Raw genomic sequence first — 23,959 nt, 5'->3', positions numbered from 1 at the left:
GAGAGCTATTTATGGTTTAAGGGGCGCCTGGGTCTGTTGAGCTGCCTGATCCTGGGTCGGTGCCGGGGTCAGTCGAGCTGCCGGAGCCTGGATCTGTACCCGGGTCAGTTCCCGAGCTGGTCCCAGGATCAGTACCTGGATCCGAGCTCGTGGTCCCGACTCCTGTACCCGGACCAATGCCGGTCAGGTAGTCGATAGCGCCATGCGTATTGTCCGAATAGTAGACCTGTTCCCCTGCTTGAGTCGGCTCGACTCTCCAGGCGAAGCGGACATCATGGGACTGAACCTGATTCAAGACGATCTCGAATCCATGGTCCGTCACATTGTTGAGATACCAGCCGCCCTCAACTCCGGCATACTGCGTTACCTGGATATTCGGATAAGCACCGATGGAATCAAACTCGATGGTCACTTTAGTTCCGCCGGCAGCGATATCACCGAATCCGCGCTTAACCGTCGTGACTCCAGCCGGAGCGCTCGATCCGCCACCCGATGAAGGAGCTGACGGCATCACTGAACCATCACCATTGGTCCAACCCGGCTGTACAAACACCTCGATCATGTCATCGTCGCCGCCCGGATAAGCCTCAAGAGCCATACCGACCACATATCCGGCACCCGTAGCCTTAACCGCGATACCGGCATTGTCAGCAGAAGCCGTAAGCTGATCACCGATAGCAATCGGACCATTGGCATCCGAAACCTTGGTCGGAACACGTCCAGCCAACGCCACCGGATACGTGCTCGTCGAGTGCTTGCCAAGAACAAAGCCCGGCTTGGTCGAGACAATTCCCATGAACGGCTTCTGGTTGCCGCTAGCGCGCTCAATAGCGAGTCCGCCCTCGCTGCTTACCGTCACCAATTCACCTTCAATCAGCGGCTGCTCAGACACATAACGTTCAGCCAAGTCATACGAACCTTCCGACTGCCAACCATCAGCATTGGTAGACATGTAGGTCGATGTCGGACCAAGCATGTCATCCAAGAAGATGTAGTACTCACTCTGGACCGTGCCGCGGGCAGAAGGATAGAGCTTGCCGGCAATCGAGAGGTCGCCGTTAATCGTCGCCTTACCAAACTCATCGATGGAGAAGACCGAGGTCCCACTCGTATTCTGAATCGTGAACATCGAGCTAGAAGCAGTAATGACATCGTTCAAAAGGGTAAAGCTGCTCGTGACAACCGTTGAAGAAGCTTCATCCCATGCGGCACCGCGGAACGAGAGACCCCACGAATCAACAGCGATATTAGTTGAGCTAGCGATCGACACGGCATCGATCGTAAGGTCATCGGTCTGGAGAGCAACCGTACCATCCGTATTAAAGATGGATCCCGCCCAATACCCGACAGCAACGAATACCTCAGCCGTACCCGTCGCAGAGGCGCTCTGAAGCGCGTGACCAATAATCATACCCGGCTTCGTCGCCTTCATGGCATAGCCAGGGACATCGGAAGACGTAAGAGGATCGCCAATCTGAACCGGACCATTGTTCATCGAGATCTTGGTCGGAACGCGGCCCGTAAGGGCAACAGCGACATCGGTACTGGAAGGATTGAACCAGCCGAGTTCAAATCCAGGATTCAAGGAGACGATACCGATGAGTTTCGGATCATACATCGTGCCCGAATGCTTCGTAACCATCGTAGATGTCGATGTTTCAAGAACAAGGAGATCTCCGCCTTCAGCCGTACCAGATACCGAGTAACGCTCAGCCAAGTCAAAGGCATTCGCCGTGATACCTGCATCCGTCATGATCGAGCGGCCGCCAATGTTGGAAATCGGACAACCGCCGCCAGTGATTGCATCATCAACACAGAGACCGCCACGGTTGGATGAAGAAGAATAATCGATATACATCGACCAAGAATCACGGTTAGCTGGAGGAACGTTGAAAGAAGGTGAAACAGCAATCGAATCAACCAAGATACCCCATGCCGTATATGGCGTGGTACTTGAGTTGTAGGCATTGCGAACGCGGAGGATAGCATCCGTGGAAGAACCAGTGATCGTGGAAGGACCCTGAACCTGAATACCGCCATTGCCGACACTGAGCCCCGTCTTCACATTGAGATAGCTGCCGATATCAGCACCTTCGGCCACATTCAATTGACCCGTAAACAAAGAGCCGATATTCGCAGAAGGAGCGTCAACACCCGGTAAACGGATCACATGCAAGAGCTCGCCATCACCGACATACGCATAGCGTCCCTTCACATCCACCCCAGCCGGAGACCCCGGACCATTGAAGCCCCACACAAGAACCGGACGCGTGGAACTCGAAACATCAAAGACACGGAAGTTATCAACGCTGCCCAAACCCGTATCCGATGTCACATACAGATAGTCACCTGCTTTCGTGACATTGGAAATATTTCCACTAGAAATCGGGGGAACCGTTGAGAGCAGTCGAGGGCTTGCCGGGTTGGAGACATCGACGATCACAAGACCGTTGGTATCATCCGTGACATAAGCGATGCCTTCTGACACGAACACCTTTTCTGCAGAACCGGCCGTATTAAGAATACCGATCTGGCGGAGATCGACCGGATCCGAGGCATCAAGAATACGCAAACCGTCAGCACCATCACCGACATAGAGATAGCGGTCCTGGAGATAAACGCCTTGGGAGGAATTCGTACCGCTGCCATCAAAGGTCTCCTTCAGGACAGGAGTATACGGATTGCCGACATCAACCACTTCCACACCCGTACCAAGCGCAGCAATATATGCATAGCGGCCGGAGACAAATACCTCATGAGCCGTTCCAAGACCGGTGGTTGTACTGATCTGTCTGAGAACGCCGGTAGCATTCTCCGTACTGAAGATCGCAAGGCCGTTGGTGCCTTGAGCGACATAGAGATAGCCGCCAGCCACAAACAAGTCGCGTCCGCTTGCAGAGGAAAGCACGCCAGCCGCCGTATTGGTTGCGAACTCTGGGTTGGCAATAGAAATCTGATGGACGCGCGTACTCGCATCATTCGTCGTATAGACATAGTCGCCGGCGGCATATACTGATTGGCTGGCAACACGGACGGTACGTACGGCTGTTGCGGAACCAAATCCGGAAACATCGATATCAGAGGCACTGATGGAACCGCGTGCCATGATGCTGCCTCCGGCATGAATGCCTCCACCGACATACAGCTGATTGCCGATCGTGAAGTCATTTTCAATCAAACCTGTGCCTGCCTGGACGGAACCGACGAGCATGGCGGGGGCAACAAGACCCGGAATATCGTACATGAGATAGTTGCTAGCCGTCGTAACATGCAATGTCTTACCTTCAATTTGAAGATCAACAACACTTCCGGCGCGTACCGTAGCGACCTGAAGTGGATTGGTGGAGCTTGAAACGTCAAAGACGGTTACGCCGCTCGAACCTCCAACAAACAGATAGTTACCTGCCAAAGCAAGATCGGTTGGTCCAGCTTGCACGGAAGAGATGGTTCGAGCAATAAACGGCCCGGTAGAAGATGAAATATTAATTACATTAAGTTCACTACTCGAGCTCTCGACCACATAGGCATAGCCCTCGCTTACAACTACTTCCTGCGGATTGCTAAAACCAGTGATATAACCAACGGAAGTCGCATTATACGGATCGTGAATGTCGACAATGTGGAAGTTATCAGCACCAATATCAGTGACATAGGCAAAGCGTTCGCGGACATAGAGACCATTGCGCTGGTTGCTGCCAACAAGTCCTACGTTCGGAAGTGGTGCCGTATCGAGATACTCGATAGATTGAGAATCTGAAATATCAAAGATGGCTAAACCAGCATCTTGCGCGGCATACAAGTAAGGTCCGCTGATGAATGCTGAATAAGGAGCTAAAAGGGTAGTTGAGGCAACGACAACCGGATACGAAGGACTGGAAACATCGATGGCTCGGATCGTGGTATCGACTTCGTACACATAATCTCCCTTGATAATCACTTCACTACCTGCAGTTGAGGCAAGAATTGATGAGAGCAAAGTCGGATTTTTAGGTTGAGAAACGTCATACAGGCGAAGCTCAGGAGTAACAAATCCTTGTGAGATAACGGCAACCTCATTGTGAACGGACAGGTTAGCCGTCGTGCCGAGAAGGGATGTTCGTGACGAAGTAGCAAAGCTTGTCGCCCCCACAATAACCGATGACCCAACCAGCGGACCTCGTGAGAACACGCCTTCAATACCGGCAAGAATACCTCCAGCCACATTGAGACGTCCGCCGATATCGAGGTTGTTAAGAACCTGACCCGAGCCCATCTCAAGCGATCCGATCTTGGCACTCGAGATATCGGCGCCACCAAGATCAAGAATAGCGAGACCGCTTCCAAAGTCGGCCACATAGAGGTACTTGCCAGAAATCATCATGCCAAAAGCGGCACCCGGAGTATTGTATTCAGCGATCTTGATGAGGCCATTTGGATCAGTAATATCAAGGACTTCAATGCCATCAACATGCTTGGAGAGGTAGAGATAGCGGCCAGAAAGAGTAATGTCATTCAATTGAAGCGAAATGACAGGTGAATAGGTATCGAGTGACACCGGAGCAGCCGGGTTCGAAATATCGATGGAAACAACATCGGCTCCATCATTAACCACGTAGGCATATTGGCCAGACACGATCACCGTTCCAAGGTTGTTAAAGCCGCCGAGCGTACCAGTTGCCGTTGGATTGGAAGGGTCCGTGATGTCGTAGATACGGAAGGTCGTATCATTAGCAACGTAAGCAAACTTGCCCTGTACATCAACGCCTCCGACAGAACCTGTAAGGGTAACAATCGCCGTAGACGTCGGAGCTGTCGGACTTGAGATATCAACGATCTGGAAATCCTGGCCTCCCATATAGGCATACTGGCCGGAGATAACAGGTTTGGTGCTGCCGAGACCGTTAGCGTAATAGCCGACCTGAACCGGACGGCCCGGTCGGGAAATGTCGATAATCTTGAGACCATCAGCAGCCACATAGGCATAGTCCCCGGCAAGCGTGAGGTCGCTAGCATTCACGGAAGCGAGGGTTGAGATGAGGGTCGGATTAGAAGGATTGGATACGTCGAGTGCAACAAAGTTGCTGTCGGCGAGATAGGCGATATTGTTGCGGACAGCGACTCCGGTCGGGAACGTGGTGAAATTGGAGCTGGTCGCAAGAGTAAAGACAGGGTTAACAAGGTTGAGAGCCGATCCGCTTGCTGTTCCAAACGCAATAGTTCCTGACGCGTAGATATTGCGGAATGAGCTTGTGACCGATCCGAGGTTCAATGTGTTGTTTGCACTTGGTCTAAAGACATTCGATGAAGCACTCACGACGATGTCGCCAGTGGTACGGGCAATATATCCATCTCCATACAAAGTCGATCCGCTGCCTGCAATAAAGGCGCCATTGGTATACACGCTCGATGCCGAACCGATATTGCCAGCCACAAAGAGATCATCACCCGTGAGCTGGAACGCGGTGTTCATGCCGCTTGAAGTCGTGGCACCGATCACGAGGTCGGCGCGGGTTTGGTCGTTGGAATTCTGACCGATAATGAGACGACTGGATGTTGTCTGAACGTCAAAGCGGAATGGAGCGGTCGCAATAGTGGTGTTACCAATGATGACATCGGTAGAGCCGGTTGTTGTGCGCATGAAGTCACCAGAAGCACTGTAAATCCAGTTTACGTCAGCTCCATAACCGCCAGAGAATGAACAGCTCGTACCGTCAGCCAAACAGACCTCGCGTCCGCTTACAAAGAGACGGGTAGTGGATACCGTGCCCCAGAAGGTCGATGTCGTATTGGTTGCCATCACGCCAATCGCGCCAAGCGACATGATGCCATTCATGCCTACATTCAAACCACCTTGAATAGATGCGTTCTGGCCAACCGTGACGTTCTCCGCGATATACGCCTGGCCGATATACGCTCCGCCAATCCTTGCTCCGCTCACATCGATTCCACCAACATCGACAACATTGAGCTCTTCCGCCTGAACGATGACAAAGCGGCCGCTTGGAATGATCGAGACGATACCGCTACCTGTACCCACGGCCCCACTGTTTCGAACAATCGGTCTGGTTGAACTTGAGACATCAACGATGTGGAAGTTATTGTCATTTCCAACGTAAAGCGTATTACCTGCAATACGCACCGCGCCATTTCCGGACGCGCTAAAACCGGTCGAGGTTGAAACTACCCGGGCATTCGTGGGGTTAGAAATATCAAGAATATGCAAGGTGTCGTTAGCGAGTGCGTAGAGGTAAGCACCAGATACGTCAAAGCCGCGGAACGCATTCGCTGTGTAATCGAGCGTATCGACAATTACTGGCTTCGAAGGATCCTTAACATCAATGATCTCGATACCATTTACTTGCGTATGGATATATGCATAGCCATCAACAACACGCAGTTCATCCGCACCAATCGAGCCATGGTCGACACGGCCAACCAATCGCATATCAAGCGGATTGGAGATGTCATAGATATCGAGAAAGTTGGAGCTGACTTGAAGCTCATAGAGATAAGGGCCAACAACATCGATATCCGTTATTGCAGCGGCAGAGAGCGTTGTCGTTGCAGCAACAAACGGTCGGGCCGGATTAGAGATATCAATAGTCAAAATATTGGACGCAGAATCAGCCACATAGGCATAACGTCCAGAAACATCAAAATCATTCGAATCATCAAACAGACTTAAATGGCCAACGGTGCGCGGTTTATATGGATTGGATACGTCCGTAACATATAAACCATTCGTTGCACTATTCGTCGTTGTATAGACATACTTGCCCTGCATCACAGCCTCAAACGCACCACTCGGCGTGCTCGTGCTACCGACAACAGCAATGGTTCCCGATGGGCTCCAAGCCGTCGTGAAAGTAAGAAGTCCGCCAACCTGGAGCGTGCTCGTGACCGTACCGGAAGAGGCTGTGAAACCGCCATACAGTTGAACCGTTGTCGTTGTAAACGAACCGCGAGCGGTAACAGACTGAAGCGTGTCAGAACCACCAGATGAACCACCAGGACAATTTGTTCCGTCCTCAAGACAGACCTTTACACCACCAACCGTGATAGCGCCTTCGCTGCGAATACCAGAATTTCCGACATACAAACCCGTTCCAATCGTGACAAAGTTCTGGAAGTCAGCAGTACTAAGGACATTCAACGTTCCAACTTCCATGCTATGGGCAAGCAAGGCATTCGTCTCCATGCCGCCAATACGGATAACCGACATGGCATCGGAAGATCCATCATGCAAGACATAGGCATAGCGGCCCGCAACATCGATGCCCTTGTTAGAAGTATGCGGAGCGTATGCATGTGTCTTTGCATAACGCGGGTAGCGCGGATTGGAGAGGTCAATGACATGCATCTCTCCCGCACCATCTTCTGAAACATAGGCGTAGTCACCGTTCACGGACATGCCGCGGAAATTAGAGATGGCCGTACTCGTAACGGCACCCTGGAACACAATGATCGGATTCGTTGAGCTAACGATATCAATCACGTAAAAATTATTGGACGCAGAGCTGCCAACATAAGCGTATCGACCCTGAACTCGCAACGGGTCTTGGCCATTACCGCCCAAATTGCTTAAAGCTGCCGTGCTTGCAAGACGAACAGGATTCGTAGAACTTGATACGTCATAGATGCTAAATGGCTCAGAGGCATAGTAACCGATCGTATAAGCATACTTGCCTTGAATCTCGATACCCCAAGGAAAAATATCAGCTGGGCCCTGACCGACGATTACGGGATTTGTCGAGCTTGAAATATCAATGATGGCAATACGCCCACCATTCCACTCAGTGATATACGCATAGCTACCGACCACTTCCACCTCACCCGGGCCTGAAAGCGTATTAATGTTAGAAACCTGTCGCGGAGTTTTACGGTTCGAAACATCAATGACGTTAAAGTTTCCAGCATAGTCAACGGTATACGCATAGTCACCGGATACCGCGAGATCTACCCAGCTAGAACCGCCAGTCAAAGTTGTTGTAGAAATATTCTGAACGACAGAAGGATTGGTCACATCCGCGATCAACAAACGAGGTGTGCCGATGCTTGCAAGAATATAGGCATAGTTACCCTGAACAATGACCTTGTTTGGATCGTCTCCAAGCGTTGATGTCGACATGGTCGTAAACATTGTTGTTGCGGTGACGTACTGTTCAAGAGGCGTTTCAAACACCACTCGATTCGTCGACCGGCCGAGGACATTCAAACTTCCAACAACATTCAACGTGCCGGTCACACTCGATGAAGCAGCTACAAAGCCTCCAAAGAACTGGGCAGTTGTTGTCGTAAAGCTACCGCGTGCGGTGACCGACTGGAGGGTTTCGGTGCCGGAAGACGCAGGACAGTTGGTACCGTTAGAGAGACAAACATTGAATCCTCCGACGGTAACATTGGTCGTAGAGACGGTTCCGCTAAAGAAACCATTTCTAAATTCAAGCGCAGACGTACCAAGATCAAAAGTGTCATTAGACGTAGGAACAAGATTCACGCCAAAGTTCATATTCGCTCCATTCCCACCACCAACAGGAAGCTTGATGACATTATTGTTACCACCGTTCGTCACCCACATATGGGTGCCATCAAACGCAATGCCATTTGGAGCTAATGAACCTGTTGATGTAACGACAACAGCAGCGTTGGTATTAACATCAATCTTTATAACATCAGCTGCGATACCCTTCGTCACCCACATATGGGTGCCATCAAACGCGAGACTATTAGGAGACGCTCCGGTCGTCGTCGCAACAACGGTATTGGTTGAGATATCAATTTTAGAGATGGTATCTTGTGTTTGATTCGCAACCCACATGTGACTGCCATCAAACGCGATGCCTAGAGCACCTGTTCCAACCGTCGTCGTCGCAACAACGGTATTATTTACGATCTCAATCTTGTTCGCATTAGCGGAAGTAGTATTCGCAACCCACATGTGACTGCCATCAAACGCGATGCCGCTAGGACCTGCTCCAACCGTCGTCGTCGCAACAACGGTATTGGTCGTAATATCAATCTTGGAAACGTTGTTAGAGCCTGTGTTAGCTACCCACATGTGTGTTCCGTCAAAGGCAACAGCATTAGGACCTGTTCCAACCGTCGTCGTCGCAACAACGGTATTGGTCGTAATATCAATCTTGGAAACGTTGCCAAAAGATTGGTTGACCACCCACATGTACGTACCGTCAAAAGCAATATCAACAGGATTTGTTCCAACCGTCGTCGTCGCAACAACGGTATTGGTCGTAATATCAATCTTGGAAACGTTGTTAGAAGCAGCATTCACAACCCACATATGACTGCCATCAAAAGCAGCGCTTGTAGGAGAGTTGCCGACAGGAACACGAACACTCTTGCCGCCATTCACAGCCGTCTTCAAGAGCGGCGAAAGAAACCAGCGATTTAGGTATCGAGCATCAAGGCGACTTGAAGCAACAATGCCAAGGCTTGCTGAGAGCCTCAGCGATCCATCATTCTTGTTGATGTAACCATTGCCATAGTACGTAGATCCAGGTCCAGCAATAAACGCGCCATTGGTATACACGCTGGAAGCAGACCCGATATTGCCAGCCACAAAGAGATCATCGCCAGTGAGCTGGAAGAGCGTATTCATGCCGCTTGAGGTTGTGGCTCCAATCACGAGATCAGCTCCAGCTCCGGTCGAGGAGTTCTGGCCGATCAGGAAGCGTGAAGTGGTTGTGTTGTTAAGGAAAACAAACGGAGCATTGCCGAGGGTGGAAGAACCAATGGCGATGTCAGTTGTTCCGGTCGCATTGCGCACAAAGTCTCCAGCGAGGTTGAAGGTCCAGTTAAGGTCGGCTCCGCCAGAAGAAGCCGGACAGTTGGTACCATCCGTCAAACAAACAGAGACAAAGGTAAGAATTCCAGTGCCATTGGTACCAATGACAGTAGAAGAAGCTCCATCCGCAAATGGAAGGACAAAGCTCTCGGTGTTAGCGGTATTCGGAGCCTCTAAGCTCACCATGCCTCCACCGATGGATTCAAAGCGGAATTGCGGTTGATTGGAAGTGCCTGCAGCATTGAGATAGAGATGTCCCGGCTGTCCAAGGAGTCGCCTGGCGTGAGGTAGATATTTCCAGCCGGGTTTCCGCCAAGACCGTTGCCAGCCAGGATATTCACGTCACCGGCAAGACCGGATGTAAAATCACCGGCAATGATGCTGATGGATGGTTGGGTCAAGAATGAGCTGTTGGCCGAAATAACGAGTGCACCATCGGTCTGATTGATGAATCCGTCTCCAAACAAGGTAGGACCGGTTTCTCCGGTAACAAGCATGCCATTGGAGAAGATCGAAGAAACCGAACCAATATTGTCAGCGGCAAAGAGATCATTGCCATCGAGGACAAAGTCGGAGTTGAGGAAAACATCGTAGGTAGAGGTACCGACATAGACATCGCGCAAAAGGTGCTTGTTCCGGCAACAGCAAAGGTTCCTGTGACAGAAGAGGAAGCTGCCACAAAGCCGCCAAAGAACTGGGCGGTGGTGGTCGTGAAGCTGCCGCGTGCGGTGACCGACTGGAGGGTGTCTGTTCCGCTGCCAGCAGGGCAGTTTGTTCCATTTGATAAACAGACAGACACACCGCCAACACTCAATCCTCCCGAAAACTCACCGCGCGTGGATGAGACCGCGTACTCAATAGTTGATGTGGTATTTGTCGCACCTACAGCAAGCGAACCTAATGTAAAAATGCCCTGGCGACCAACTTGAAGCGATGTCCCTACACGAAGCGTGCCTCCAAAATCAGCATCGTTCCAACCCGTAATTGAACCGACTTCCAGGGCCCCAATGCGTGCCGCATGCGTTTCAAGACCTCCAAAATCAATTATTTGAATACCTCCACTAATACCAACGACACCATAGCGGCCATACACATCGATACCGTTACTACCGAGCGATAAATCCTGAATCACGATGCGTGGATTCGTCGAACTCGAAACATCAACTACAGACAAATCATTATGCGTTATATAAAGATATTTTCCTGCTACATCAATCTCGCCCGGAGTATTGCCGATAGCAACTGAGCCCAATAATGTCGGATTATTCGGATCAGCGATATCGTACACACGAACAGCGGTACTGTTATTTACATAGAGGAACCGCCCCGAAACAGCCAATGCTGACGGCGAAGTAAGGGCAATGGAAGCAATCTGTATCGGGCTGGTAGCGTTTGTTACATCAAAAACGCGGACACTATTTCCACCCAGAATCGCATAGGCATAGCTACCCTGGACTCTCACTTTCTCACCGTTCGAAGTGGTAGTTGAGAATACTCTTCGAGGAGCCGTTGCATTTGTTATGTCAACAATGTCAAAGGAGTTTGTATCTACGCTATAAAGATAACGGCCTGAAACAATACAATCTTCGCAAGTAGGTCCGGTAAGCTGGCTCACAACCGAGGATCTCTTCGATTGCTAATATCGTAAATACGAAGCTGCGTGCCTTGATCGCCCGTGTACAGATAATCTCCAACAACATAGGCATTACCCGAGTTTCCGCCAGGCATCTGAATCGATGAAACCGAGGTTGGTGCATTCGGATCAGAGATATCGTAGATGTTGATGTCAGCAAAAGCAGCTGAATTGACATACGCGTAGCGGCCGGAAACAAACACCTCGGTAGGTGAACCGACGGATGACGCCTGACCCATGCGCATGAGAACCGCTGTATTTACATTTAGCTGAGATGAAGAAACGTATCGAATACTCGAGAAGGTCTGGGTACTCGTTGTGACAGTCAAAAACGTACCGGTTGCATTTGTCCATGCAAGATTTGTCGCGGAGAATGTTCCAAGAACCGACAAATTGGTCGTTGTGACATTGGTCGTAAAAAGATTTACACCCGTAGCATTACGGAAGTTGAGACCAGCAATGGATGCCGTTGCAGCTGTAAAGCCATTTACGTTCAAAGAAACACCGGTCGCACTCGTAAATCCGAGCATGGTATTGACAAAGAAGTTGCTTGACGTCGCATCATTAAACGTTGCTCCATAAACAAAGAGTCTTGCGCCCGTGGCATTATTCCAGAAGACCTGGCTAGAAGTAACGGTTGTTCCTGTGGCACCGGTAAACAAAGCATTCGTCGCAAAGAGGTTGGTGGTGGTGACCGAGGTACCGGTAGCCCGGACAAAGTCGACACCGTTAAACGATGACGAACCCGTAACAGTCGACGTACCGTTCACTATCGAAGAACCAATGACGCGGAACGTACCTGTAACGGAAGAGGATGCGGCCACAAAACCGCCAAAGAACTGGGCGGTGGTAGTCGTAAAGCTGCCGCGAGCCGTAACAGACTGAAGGGTGTCGAGACCAGATGCAGCTGGACAGTTGGTACCGTTAGAAAGACAAACAGCATACCCTCCGACCATCAAACGACTCGTAGAGACCGCGCCATAAAACGTACTCGTTGTATTTGTTGCGTAAACATTTAACGAACCAAAACTATTGATGCCAGCCGAACCGACAGAAAGACCTGTACGGATAGAGACAAAATTCTGAAAATCAGCAATTCCGAGAACATTCAACGTGCCTGCCTCAAAGCTATGCGCGAGCAAAGCATTTGTTTCTGAACCACCAACCTTAATGATCGACATCGAGTCACTGGCGCCCTGATGTAAGACGTAAGCATATCGACCAGCAACATCAATACCGAAGTTAGTCGTTGGAGAATAGGTGTGGGTCTTTACGTATCGTGGGTAACGAGGGTTGGAAATATCGATAACATGCATTTCTCCAGTGCCATCCTCAGAGACATACACGTAATCTCCGTTGACGGAAAAGTACTTATAATTAGATATCGACGTGCTCGTGACCGCACCTTGAAAAATCACGGTTGGTCCTGTCGCATTAGAGATATCGATTACGTAGAAATAGTTAGAGGCGGCACTTCCAAGATACGCATAGCTTCCCTGCACACGAAGCGGCACCTCATTACTTAAGCTAGAGAGTGCACCGGTGGTACCAACGCGGCGTACCGTATTAGGATCTGATACGTTATAGACATTGAACGGCCCGCTACCGTAAGCAGAGGTATACACATAATCGCCCTGAACCTCCATCCCCCAAGCCTCGAGGTCAGACGCTGTCTGTGAAAGAACGGAAATATTATAAGGATCCGAGATATCGATAACGGCAATGCGGCTGCTGCTCCATTCAGCGACATAAGCATATCTCCCTGCAACTTCAATCTCGCCAGGGCCACTTAAGGAAAGCGTATCCGTAACCAACGGTCTTCGTGGATTTGAAACGTCAACAACGTTCATGGTGCCTCCAAAATCAACCGTGTAGACATAATCACCGGAAACAACCAAATCACTCCAAGAACTACCACCAGAAAGTGTCGTGGTCGACATCAGGATTGGTGCGCTCGGATTAGAGACATCCACAATATGCAGCTGTGGAGTGTTGCTCATGATATATGCATAGTTACCCTGAACGACAACAACTCTCGGATCATTACCAACGTACGTAGTTGCCATGGTTGTAAACGGGGTAGTAGCCGTCACGTACTGTTCGAGGGGCGCTTCAAAAGCGATACGGCTAGAAGTTCCTCCAAACACATTCAAACTACCCACGACATTCAAAGTGCCCGTCACACTCGAGCTTGCCGCGACAAAACCGCCGTAAAGTGTAAACGTGCTCGTGGCGATCGCACCGCGATTCGTAATCGTTAACAGCGTGTCATTAGAGGAACCGCTTGCCGGACAGCCAACGCCATTGCTCAAACAGATACCGACACCGGAAACGGTAGCTGTGGCAAAGTTAGCCGTATTGGCATACAAGAACGATGAAGTGACTGTTGCGAATGTACCTGTTGAGGCAAACAAGAACGTACCAGTCGCATTGCGGAAGTTGAGATTAGAAACCGTACCGGTTGCCGCAGAGAGAATGTTGATATTCGCATTGGTTGCCGTAGCGGTCGTAAAGCTACCCAACGTCGCAAAGAGGTTGGTGGTGGTGACCGAAGTACCGGTAGCCGTTGTGAAGTCGACATTGCGGAGCGAGGTAGAACCGACGACGACAAAGGTACCTGTGACCGAGGATGAAGCTGCCACAAACCCGCCAAAGAACTGGGCGGTGGTGGTCGTGAAGGAGCCTCGAGCCGTAACGGACTGAAGGGTGTCGAGACCAGAAGAAGCCGGACAGTTGGTACCATCCGTCAAACAAACAGAGACAAAGGTAAGAATTCCAGTGCCATTGGTACCAATGACAGTAGAAGAAGCTCCATCCGCAAATGGAAGGACAAAGCTCTCGGTGTTAGCGGTATTCGGAGCCTCTAAGCTCACCATGCCTCCACCGATGGATTCAAAGCGGAATTGGGGTTGATTGGAAGTGCCTGCAGCATTGAGATAGAGATGTCCCGGCTGTCCAAGGGAGTCGCCTGGCGTGAGGTAGATATTTCCAGCCGGGTTTCCGCCAAGACCGTTGCCAGCCAGGATATTCACGTCACCGGCAAGACCGGATGTAAAATCACCGGCAATGATGCTGATGGATGGTTGGGTCAAGAATGAGCTGTTGGCCGAAATAACGAGTGCACCATCGGTCTGATTGATGAATCCGTCTCCAAACAAGGTAGGACCGGTTTCTCCGGTAACGAGCATGCCATTGGAGAAGATCGAGGAAACCGAACCAATATTGTCAGCGGCAAAGAGATCATTGCCATCGAGGACAAAGTCGGAGTTGAGGGTAACGCTGTAGGTAGAGGTACCGACATAGACATCGCGCAAAAGGGTGCTTGTTCCGGCAACAGCAAAGGTTCCTGTGACAGAAGAGGAAGCTGCCACAAAGCCGCCAAAGAACTGGGCGGTGGTGGTCGTGAAGCTGCCGCGTGCGGTGACCGACTGGAGGGTGTCGAGGCCGGAAGCAGCCGGACAGTTGGTGCCGTCGGAGAGACAGACTGAAAGCCATCCCGTTGAGCCGCCTGTTGTTTTAACAAATAGTCGACCATCTCTGGTATCTACAGCCAAGTCACCAGGAGAACCGGATGTATTACCTTCAGGAGTACCGGTTGCAACAAAAAGATCAAAATCAGCAGAACTTGTGCTGCTAAATCGAGCAACAGCTGTAGTTGTAGCGCGGCTCGAAAGGACGCTTAACTTGACTTCACCCGGGTTTAAACCAATTCCGACGTCTCCATTATCATCAATCATGAAGGACGTATTATCCGAAAGCGCATTACCACCATCAAATACCTCAAGCGATGGACCGGACCCAAAATTATTAACTTTCCAAGCCGTAGCGCTCTCAGTACTTGAGGTATTAAATGTGGTAGCTCCGCTCTGAAGCATGGACAACGCGCTAAACTGTGTAATTCCGTCAGGTGCTGTACGGAAATCAAATGAACGCGCATTAAAATTAAGTCCTTGAGCAACACCAGTTGATGACAGTGAAGAGATGACACTTGTACCTCCAGAAAGTGTGCGGTTTGCCAAGAAAGAAAGATATGTATCGCTAGATTCGACCGTAATAGAGGAACCGCCTGGATTCGTGTTAATAAAACGTGCAGAATTCGTATCAAAGTTACTGTTATTACGTTGAACAAAAAGAGCGAGATTTGTACCAGTTGAGTAGATTTCAACCGCATTCACAAAACTAGAATCCTCCTGATGATTAATCACAAGGCCGGGTGAAGTACCCGTTGTTGGAACAATAATGTTAACTGCACCATTATCTGCAAAGATGGTACGACCAGAACCACTACCCGACGGACCATCATAAGCCGAGTCCAAAGACACTGCTACCGAACCAGCAGCCGGACAACCAACGCCATTGCTCAAACAGATACCGACACCGGAAACGGTAGCCGTCGCAAAGTTAGCCGTATTGGCATACAAGAACGATGAAGTGACCGTTGCGAACGTACCTGTTGAGGCAAACAAGAACGTACCAGTCGCATTGCGGAAGTTGAGGCTAGAGACAGTACCGGTTGCGGCAGTAAGAATGTTGATATTCGCATTAGTTGCGGTAGCAGTCGTAAAGCTACCCAAAGTCGCAAAGAGATTAGTCGTGGTGACCGAGGTACCGGTAGCCGTTGTGAAGTCGACATTGCGGAGCGAGGTAGAGCCAACCACGACAAACGTCCCCGTCACACTCGAACTTGCGGCCACAAACCCGCCAAAGAACTGGGCAGTGGTGGTCGTGAAGCTGCCGCGCGCAGTGACCGACTGGAGGGTGTCGAGGCCAGAAGAAGCCGGACAGTTGGTACCATCCGTCAAACAAACAGAGACAAAGGTAAGAATTCCAGTGCCATTGGTACCAATGACAGTAGAAGAAGCTCCATCCGCAAATGGAAGGACAAAGCTCTCGGTGTTAGCGGTATTCGGAGCCTCTAAGCTCACCATGCCTCCACCGATGGATTCAAAGCGGAATTGCGGTTGATTGGAAGTGCCTGCAGCATTGAGATAGAGATGTCCCGGCTGTCCAAGGGAGTCGCCTGGCGTGAGGTAGATATTTCCAGCCGGGTTTCCGCCAAGACCGTTGCCAGCCAGGATATTCACGTCACCGGCAAGACCGGATGTAAAATCACCGGCAATGATGCTGATGGATGGTTGGGTCAAGAATGAGCTGTTGGCCGAAATAACGAGTGCACCATCGGTCTGATTGATGAATCCGTCTCCAAACAAGGTAGGACCGGTTTCTCCGGTAACGAGCATGCCATTGGAGAAGATCGAGGAAACCGAACCAATATTGTCAGCGGCAAAGAGATCATTGCCATCGAGGACAAAGTCGGAGTTGAGGAAAACATCGTAGGTAGAGGTACCGACATAGACATCGCGCAAAAGGGTGCTTGTTCCGGCAACAGCAAAGGTTCCTGTGACAGAAGAGGAAGCTGCCACAAAGCCGCCAAAGAACTGGGCGGTGGTGGTCGTGAAGCTGCCGCGTGCGGTGACCGACTGGAGGGTGTCGAGGCCGGAAGCAGCCGGACAGTTGGTGCCGGAGGCGAGACACACGGCAACGCCGTTGACGAACACGGCCGTCGAAGACACCGTCGTCGCCTGGATCGTGTTGGCGTAGAGGGAGGAACCGGTGGCATTCTCAAAGTTGAAGGTGGCGATGGTGCCGGAAGTGGAAGTGAGCGTCGTGATCGAACCATTCACCGAAGTGAGGGTGTTGATGGTGGCGATGTTCGAAGTGAGCGAGTCGCCCGTCGCATTGGTAAAGCCGAAGGTGGTGGCAAAGAGATTCGTTGAAGTCGTATTGGTACCCGTCGCATTCACCCAGGTGATATTGGTGAGATTGAGCGGTGAACCAAGGACCAAGTTCGTGATGGTCGCGGTCGTGGCGGTGAGGTTCACGATCGAGGAAGACGTGAACGTGGCCGCGGGCGAGAAGAGGTTCGTAATCGTCGAAGAGTTGCTGGTGAAATTGTTGATCGATCCAGTACCGGCATTGAAGTTCGTGACAAAGAGATTGGTACCCGTGGCATTGGCAAACAGGAAGTTCGTGATCGTGCCGGAAGAGGCGCTGAAGGTGGTGACGCCAAGGGTATCGACGAAGGCATTGGTCGCAAAGAGATTGGTGGTCGTGACCGAAGTACTCGTCACGTTCCCAAGATTCGCATTCCAGCGATTGGTAGCGTTTCCAAGCGAGAACGCAAGATCAGCGGCTGGGATGAGGTTGGAATTGACGAGGCCTGTGACGGCGAAGTTGGTGGTGGTGCCATTGGTGATCGTCGTGTTCTGGAGAGAAGTGGTACCCGTGGCCGTGAGGTCGGAAGTGGTGAGGCCGCCAAACAGGGTGACGCTTGAAGTCGCAAAGGCTCCACGGTTGGTCACCGAGGCGAGGGTGTCGGCTTCAGCCGAAGTCGAAGGACAGCCAACGCCATTGGAGAGACAGATAGCCTGGCCTGAGACAGTGGCCGTAGCGAAGGTGGCGATGTTGGCCTGAAGCGTGGTCGCCGTCGCATTGTTTGCCGTGAGCGTGCCCGTGACCGTGGTGGAAGCGGCCAAAAGGTTGGTGGTCGTGACGGAGACTGCCGACAAGGAAGTAATCGTGCCATTGGTCGAGACCAAGGTATCGATGGTGCCGTTGGTGGCCGTAAGGAGGGAGACGAACAAGGAATTGCCCGTCGCATTCGTAAACAGAACGTTCTGGAGATTGCTCTGACCGTTGGCCGTGAAGATACCGTTGACCGTGGCCGAGGTATTGAAGACAAAGTCCGCCGTGGAAGTACCGCCAGCAAACTGGATGGCACGCGTCGTCGTATTGCCGGCATTCGTCACGGTCTGGAGATTTGGCGTGGTTCCTGTCGGACAGTTGGTGCCGGAAGCGAGACACACCGCAACGCCGTTGACGAACACGGCCGTCGAAGACACCGTCGTCGCCTGGATCGTAGAGGCGTAGAGGGAGGAACCGGTGGCATTCTCAAAGTTGAAGGTGGCGATGGTGCCGGAAGTGGAAGTGAGCGTCGTAATCGAACCATTCACCGAGGTGAGGGTGTTGATGGTGGCGATGTTCGAGGTGAGCGAGTCGCCCGTGGCATTCGTGAAGCCGAAGGTGGTGGCAAAGAGATTCGTTGAAGTCGTATTGGTACCCGTCGCATTCACCCAGGTGATATTGGTGAGATTGAGCGGTGAACCAAGGACCAAGTTCGTGATGGTCGCGGTCGTGGCGGTGAGGTTCACGATCGAGGAAGACGTGAACGTGGCCGCGGGCGAGAAGAGGTTCGTAATCGTCGAAGAGTTGCTGGTGAAATTGTTGATCGATCCAGTACCGGCATTGAAGTTCGTGACAAAGAGATTGGTACCCGTGGCATTGGCAAACAGGAAGTTCGTGATCGTGCCGGAAGAGGCGCTGAAGGTGGTAACGCCGAGGGTATCGACGAAGGCATTGGTCGCAAAGAGATTGGTGGTCGTGACCGAAGTCGAAGTCACGTTCCCAAGATTCGCATTCCAGCGATTGGTGGCGTTTCCAAGCGAGAACGCAAGATCAGCGGCTGGGATGAGGTTGGAATTGACGAGGCCTGTGACGGCAAAGTTGGTCGTGGTGCCATTGGTGATCGTCGTGTTCTGGAGAGAAGTGGTACCCGTGGCCGTGAGGTCGGAAGTGGTGAGGCCGCCAAACAGGGTGACGCTTGAAGTCGCAAAGGCTCCACGGTTGGTCACCGAGGCGAGGGTGTCGGCTTCAGCCGAAGTCGAAGGACAGCCAACGCCATTGGAGAGACAGATAGCCTGGCCTGAGACAGTGGCCGTGGCAAAGGTGGCGATATTGGCTTGCAGTGTGGTCGCCGTCGCATTGTTTGCCGTGAGCGTGCCCGTGACCGTGGTGGAGGCAGCGAGCAGGTTCGTGGTCGTGACGGAGACTGCCGACAAGGAAGTGATCGTGCCATTGGTCGAGACCAAGGTATCGATGGTGCCGTTGGTGGCCGTAAGGAGGGAGACGAAGAGGGACGAACCAGTGGCATTCAAGAACGAAACGTTCTGGAGATTGCTCTGACCGTTGGCCGTGAAGATACCGTTGACCGTGGCCGAGGTATTGAAGACAAAGTCCGCCGTGGAAGTACCGCCAGCAAACTGGATGGCACGCGTCGTCGTATTGCCGGCATTCGTCACGGTCTGGAGATTTGGCGTGGTTCCTGTCGGACAGTTGGTGCCGGAAGCGAGACACACCGCAACGCCGTTGACGAACACGGCCGTCGAAGACACCGTCGTCGCCTGGATCGTGTTGGCGTAGAGGGAGGAACCGGTGGCATTCTCAAAGTTGAAGGTGGCGATGGTGCCGGAAGTGGAAGTGAGCGTCGTAATCGAACCATTCACCGAGGTGAGGTGTTGATGGTGGCGATGTTCGAGGTGAGCGAGTCGCCCGTGGCATTCGTGAAGCCGAAGGTGGTGGCAAAGAGATTCGTTGAAGTCGTATTGGTACCCGTCGCATTCACCCAGGTGATATTGGTGAGATTGAGCGGTGAACCAAGGACCAAGTTCGTGATGGTCGCGGTCGTGGCGGTGAGGTTCACGATCGAGGAAGACGTGAACGTGGCCGCGGGCGAGAAGAGGTTCGTAATCGTCGAAGAGTTGCTGGTGAAATTGTTGATCGATCCAGTACCGGCATTGAAGTTCGTGACAAAGAGATTGGTACCCGTGGCATTGGCAAACAGGAAGTTCGTGATCGTGCCCGAAGAGGCGCTGAAGGTGGTGACGCCGAGGGTATCGACGAAGGCATTGGTCGCAAAGAGATTGGTGGTCGTGACCGAAGTACTCGTCACGTTCCCAAGATTCGCATTCCAGCGATTGGTAGCGTTTCCAAGCGAGAACGCAAGATCAGCGGCTGGGATGAGATTGGAATTGACGAGGCCTGTGACGGCAAAGTTGGTCGTGGTGCCATTGCTGATGGTCGTGTTCTGGAGAGAAGTGGTACCCGTGGCCGTGAGGTCAGAAACCGTGAGGCCGCCAAACAAGGTGACGCTTGAAGTCGCAAAGGCTCCACGGTTCGTCACCGAGGCGAGGGTGTCGGCTTCAGCCGAAGTCGAAGGACAGCCAACGCCATTGGAGAGACAGATAGCCTGGCCTGAAACAGTGGCCGTAGCGAAGGTGGCGATATTGGCTTGCAGTGTGGTCGCCGTCGCATTGTTTGCCGTGAGCGTGCCCGTGACCGTGGTGGAGGCAGCGAGCAGGTTCGTGGTCGTGACGGAGACTGCCGACAAGGAAGTGATCGTGCCATTGGTCGAGACCAAGGTATCGATGGTGCCGTTGGTGGCCGTAAGGAGGGAGACGAACAAGGAATTGCCCGTCGCATTCGTAAACAGAACGTTCTGGAGATTGCTCTGACCGTTGGCCGTGAAGATACCGTTGACCGTGGCCGAGGTATTGAAGACAAAGTCGGCCGTGGAAGTACCGCCAGCAAACTGGATGGCACGCGTCGTCGTATTGCCGGCATTCGTGACGGTCTGGAGATTTGGCGTGGTTCCTGTCGGACAGTTGGTGCCGGAAGCGAGACACACAGCAACGCCGTTGACGAACACGGCCGTCGAAGACACCGTCGTCGCCTGGATCGTGTTGGCGTAGAGGGAGGAACCGGTGGCATTCTCAAAGTTGAAGGTGGCGATGGTGCCGGAAGTGGAAGTGAGCGTCGTAATCGAACCATTCACCGAGGTGAGGGTGTTGATGGTGGCGATGTTCGAGGTGAGCGAGTCGCCCGTGGCATTCGTGAAGCCGAAGGTGGTGGCAAAGAGATTCGTTGAAGTCGTATTGGTACCCGTCGCATTCACCCAGGTGATATTGGTGAGATTGAGCGGTGAACCAAGGACCAAGTTCGTGATGGTCGCGGTCGTGGCGGTGAGGTTCACGATCGAGGAAGACGTGAACGTGGCCGCGGGCGAGAAGAGGTTCGTAATCGTCGAAGAGTTGCTGGTGAAATTGTTGATCGATCCAGTACCGGCATTGAAGTTCGTGACAAAGAGATTGGTACCCGTGGCATTGGCAAACAGGAAGTTCGTGATCGTGCCGGAAGAGGCGCTGAAGGTGGTGACGCCAAGGGTATCGACGAAGGCATTGGTCGCAAAGAGATTGGTGGTCGTGACCGAAGTCGAAGTCACGTTCCCAAGATTCGCATTCCAGCGATTGGTGGCGTTTCCAAGCGAGAACGCAAGATCAGCGGCTGGGATGAGATTGGAATTGACGGCACCCGTAACCGCGAAGTTGGTGGTTGTGCCATTGCTGATGGTCGTGTTCTGGAGAGAAGTGGTACCCGTGGCCGTGAGGTCAGAAACCGTGAGGCCGCCAAACAAGGTGACGCTTGAAGTCGCAAAGGCTCCACGGTTCGTCACCGAGGCGAGGGTGTCGGCTTCAGCCGAAGTCGAAGGACAGCCAACGCCATTGGAGAGACAGATAGCCTGGCCTGAAACAGTGGCCGTAGCGAAGGTGGCGATATTGGCTTGCAGTGTGGTCGCCGTCGCATTGTTTGCCGTGAGCGTGCCCGTGACCGTGGTGGAGGCAGCGAGCAGGTTCGTGGTCGTGACGGAGACTGCCGACAAGGAAGTGATCGTGCCATTGGTCGAGACCAAGGTATCGATGGTGCCGTTGGTGGCCGTAAGGAGGGAGACGAACAGGGACGACCCGTCGCATTCGTAAACAGAACGTTCTGGAGATTGCTCTGACCGTTGGCCGTGAAGATACCGTTGACCGTGGCCGAGGTATTGAAGACAAAGTCCGCCGTGGAAGTACCGCCAGCAAACTGGATGGCACGCGTCGTCGTATTGCCGGCATTCGTCACGGTCTGGAGATTTGGCGTGGTTCCTGTCGGACAGTTGGTGCCGGAAGCGAGACACACAGCAACGCCGTTGACGAACACGGCCGTCGAAGACACCGTCGTCGCCTGGATCGTGTTGGCGTAGAGGGAGGAACCGGTGGCATTCTCAAAGTTGAAGGTGGCGATGGTGCCGGAAGTGGAAGTGAGCGTCGTAATCGAACCATTCACCGAGGTGAGGGTGTTGATGGTGGCGATGTTCGAGGTGAGCGAGTCGCCCGTGGCATTCGTGAAGCCGAAGGTGGTGGCAAAGAGATTCGTTGAAGTCGTATTGGTACCCGTCGCATTCACCCAGGTGATATTGGTGAGATTGAGCGGTGAACCAAGGACCAAGTTCGTGATGGTCGCGGTCGTGGCGGTGAGGTTCACGATCGAGGAAGACGTGAACGTGGCCGCGGGCGAGAAGAGGTTCGTAATCGTCGAAGAGTTGCTGGTGAAATTGTTGATCGATCCAGTACCGGCATTGAAGTTCGTGACAAAGAGATTGGTACCCGTGGCATTGGCAAACAGGAAGTTCGTGATCGTGCCGGAAGAGGCGCTGAAGGTGGTGACGCCAAGGGTATCGACGAAGGCATTGGTCGCAAAGAGATTGGTGGTCGTGACCGAAGTACTCGTCACGTTCCCAAGATTCGCATTCCAGCGATTGGTAGCGTTTCCAAGCGAGAACGCAAGATCAGCGGCTGGGATGAGATTGGAATTGACGAGGCCTGTGACCGCGAAGTTGGTGGTTGTGCCATTGCTGATGGTCGTGTTCTGGAGAGAAGTGGTACCCGTGGCCGTGAGGTCAGAAACCGTGAGGCCGCCAAACAAGGTGACGCTTGAAGTCGCAAAGGCTCCACGGTTCGTCACCGAGGCGAGGGTGTCGGCTTCAGCCGAAGTCGAAGGACAGCCAACGCCATTGGAGAGACAGATAGCCTGGCCTGAAACAGTGGCCGTAGCGAAGGTGGCGATATTGGCTTGCAGTGTGGTCGCCGTCGCATTGTTTGCCGTGAGCGTGCCCGTGACCGTGGTGGAGGCAGCGAGCAGGTTCGTGGTCGTGACGGAGACTGCCGACAAGGAAGTGATCGTGCCATTGGTCGAGACCAAGGTATCGATGGTGCCGTTGGTGGCCGTAAGGAGGAGACGAACAAGGATGCCCGTCGCATTCGTAAACAGAACGTTCTGGAGATTGCTCTGACCGTTGGCCGTGAAGATACCGTTGACCGTGGCCGAGGTATTGAAGACAAAGTCGGCCGTGGAAGTACCGCCCGCAAACTGGATGGCATTCGTCGTCGTATTGCCGGCATTCGTGACGGTCTGGAGATTTGGCGTGGTTCCTGTCGGGCAGTTGGTGCCGGAAGCGAGACACACCGCAACGCCGTTGACGAACACGGCCGTCGAAGACACCGTCGTCGCCTGGATCGTAGAGGCGTAGAGGGAGGAACCGGTGGCATTCTCAAAGTTGAAGGTGGCGATGGTGCCGGAAGTGGAAGTGAGCGTCGTAATCGAACCATTCACCGAGGTGAGGGTGTTGATGGTGGCGATGTTCGAGGTGAGCGAGTCGCCCGTGGCATTCGTGAAGCCGAAGGTGGTGGCAAAGAGATTCGTTGAAGTCGTATTGGTACCCGTCGCATTCACCCAGGTGATATTGGTGAGATTGAGCGGTGAACCAAGGACCAAGTTCGTGATGGTCGCGGTCGTGGCGGTGAGGTTCACGATCGAGGAAGACGTGAACGTGG

General features: G+C 52.5%; 5 protein-coding genes. All 5 read right to left on the bottom strand.

The window, feature by feature from the left end:
• Positions 1–16 precede the first annotated feature (16 nt).
• From IPH19_03375 to IPH19_03355, 5 genes are read right to left on the bottom strand one after another with little or no spacing between them, the layout of a single operon-like run.
• Entirely contained in the window at positions 17–9,967 is a 9,951-nt protein-coding gene (locus IPH19_03375) for a hypothetical protein (protein ID QQR60430.1), read from the bottom strand.
• Complete coding sequence (locus IPH19_03370; protein QQR60429.1) at positions 9,961–10,182, bottom strand: hypothetical protein; 222 nt, start codon at positions 10,180–10,182, stop codon at positions 9,961–9,963. Before IPH19_03370 ends, IPH19_03375 begins: the two co-directional genes overlap by 7 nt.
• Positions 10,179–11,396: a beta-propeller domain-containing protein gene (locus IPH19_03365; protein ID QQR60428.1), complete on the bottom strand. Its 1,218-nt coding sequence runs from the start codon at positions 11,394–11,396 to the stop codon at positions 10,179–10,181. Before IPH19_03365 ends, IPH19_03370 begins: the two co-directional genes overlap by 4 nt.
• Positions 11,393–19,756, bottom strand: coding sequence for a hypothetical protein (locus IPH19_03360; GenBank protein ID QQR60427.1), 8,364 nt, complete (start codon positions 19,754–19,756; stop codon positions 11,393–11,395). The genes IPH19_03365 and IPH19_03360 overlap by 4 nt, the downstream gene beginning before the upstream one ends.
• On the bottom strand, positions 19,753–21,969 hold the full coding sequence (locus tag IPH19_03355) for a hypothetical protein (protein QQR60426.1): 2,217 nt from the start codon (positions 21,967–21,969) through the stop codon (positions 19,753–19,755). Before IPH19_03355 ends, IPH19_03360 begins: the two co-directional genes overlap by 4 nt.
• Positions 21,970–23,959 lie beyond the last annotated feature (1,990 nt).

The organism is Candidatus Uhrbacteria bacterium (genome assembly GCA_016699205.1).
Lineage (GTDB): Bacteria > Patescibacteriota > Patescibacteriia > 2-12-FULL-60-25 > 2-12-FULL-60-25 > CAIXDN01.
The sequence above is the reverse complement of the archived record's forward strand: the minus strand, read 5'-3'. Positions and strand labels throughout refer to the sequence as shown.